The 1,705-nt window shown below is 68.0% G+C and carries 2 protein-coding genes; one reads left to right on the top strand and one right to left on the bottom strand.

The window, feature by feature from the left end; translation table 11 throughout:
* Nucleotides 1–1,283 (bottom strand): hypothetical protein (locus WA805_RS19555; RefSeq protein WP_425243051.1); only part of this gene is annotated, 1,283 nt, incomplete at its 3' end.
* Nucleotides 1,284–1,480: 197 nt separating this feature from the next.
* On the opposite strand from WA805_RS19555, the gene WA805_RS19560 reads away from it, so the two are divergent.
* On the top strand, nt 1,481–1,705 hold a 225-nt coding region (locus WA805_RS19560; protein WP_422285295.1), incomplete at its 3' end, for a hypothetical protein.

Genomic DNA, 1,705 nt, shown 5'->3' on the forward strand with positions numbered 1-1,705 from the left:
ACCCCCACGAATGCCAGTGCCTGCTTGGCCCGCCGCGGCAGCCTGGCCAGCTGTGACGGCACCATGCGCCCCGCCAGGACAGCGCCGAACGGCAGCACGGCCACGATCTCCCTGGCGTCCCATATCCCGGCGGAAATGATGCTGGACACGAAGGCGGCGACGTTGATGACGATCCCCGTGGCCAAGACAGGGGAGACCAGGTCGCCGGGGTCGAAGAAGTACCGGAACGCGCGGAAGAAGCCCCACACCGCCAGCGCCAGGCCGACCAGGTGCACCGCGGCGAGGGCGGCCCCGACGGCCACCGGCAGGCCCCCCAGCTGGGGGCCGAACGGAGCGTCGTTCGACAGGTGCACGAAGTCGGCGCCGTACATGTCGACGATTCCCAGGACTGCCACATTGATGGCGTGCGGAAGGTGGTGCGCCGATGCCAGCTTCGCCGATGCCACGGGGGTGACCTGGTACCCGTGCAGGACGCTGATCAGCCGCACGGCGAGCTCTGCCACCGCGAACGACAAAACACTCGCCGCGATCAGGGACAGTTCGTACCACTGGGAGGCCAGCGGCTTGCGGTGCTTGAGAATGGCTAGCAGGACGCGGGCGGCGCACACAACGGCGAGCGGCACGGCCGCGGTGAGCAGGGCCACCCGGTCCGCGATCACCACCCAGGTGAGCACCGCGCCGACCGCGACCGGGACGTACCAGCGCCGCGGCGCGCGGTCCAGCATCAAGAACACCAGCAGCAGCGGGAGCGCGGTGCCCAGATGATCCGGCTGGGAGAGCACCAGGTGCGTGTTGTTTCCGAGCTGCGGCGCAACCATGATCCCGGCCGCCACGGCGAAGCGGATCAGCCCTTCCCGCCCCGCCGAACGGCCCATGGCCAGCAGCCCGGCCGCCAGCACCAGCAGCGTATAGGTGGCGGCGCCCGCGATGTGCACGTCATCCGCGCGCAGGCCACGGAACAGCTCGACCAGCGCGTATTCGGGAATCTCGGTCGTGTAGTACGTCACGTCCCCGAGGGTCCAGCCGCGCAGCAGCCAGTTGCCGTGCAGCATGTCCCAGCCCTGCAGCGCCTGGTCAGCCCCGTCCGAGGTAGCGGCATACGTCCTGGACAACCGCAAGTAGACGAAGAACAAGACGACGGCCACCAGGACAGAGCCGGCCAGCCACATCCAGCGGGAAAGGCGGCGCCTAGATGCTTCCCCTGTCGTCTCCTGAGCGGGAAGGCCAGCTCGCGCGTCCTGCGCGGAACTCTGGCGCGACGCACCGGGGAAACCTCTGACCACGCACAGACGTTAGCAGAAGCGCCAGCACCTTCCCTATTCTTGTGACCACAGCTGTGACCACGACGTGACCCGTCTCGTAGCTCGGTCACCAGCGATGCCTCAGCATTGAGTGATAACGTCGAGCGGAATCAGGGCGGGGCGGCCTGTGCACTTGCCCGTCGGGTGAAATCAGGGTGAGCATTCCCACGGATGGAATCGTGCAGACAGTTACCGGAGAGTCCCAGGCGTTCCCTCGCGACCCTGAATCCGCCGAAGAAGCTGCCCAGGGCACCGGCGGACTTGTCGCGAGGGTTAGCCCGTCGCTGGCGGCGCTGGTCACCTGGATTATCTGCCTGCCGGTGGCCTACGTCGGGGCCAAGCTCGGTCCCGCGGACCCGTTCAAGCTGCGGGTGGCGATGATCCCGGTCGTGGTGCTGATCGCC

This window comes from Trebonia sp. (assembly GCF_049794275.1).
In the GTDB taxonomy this organism is placed as follows: domain Bacteria; phylum Actinomycetota; class Actinomycetes; order Streptosporangiales; family Streptosporangiaceae; genus Trebonia.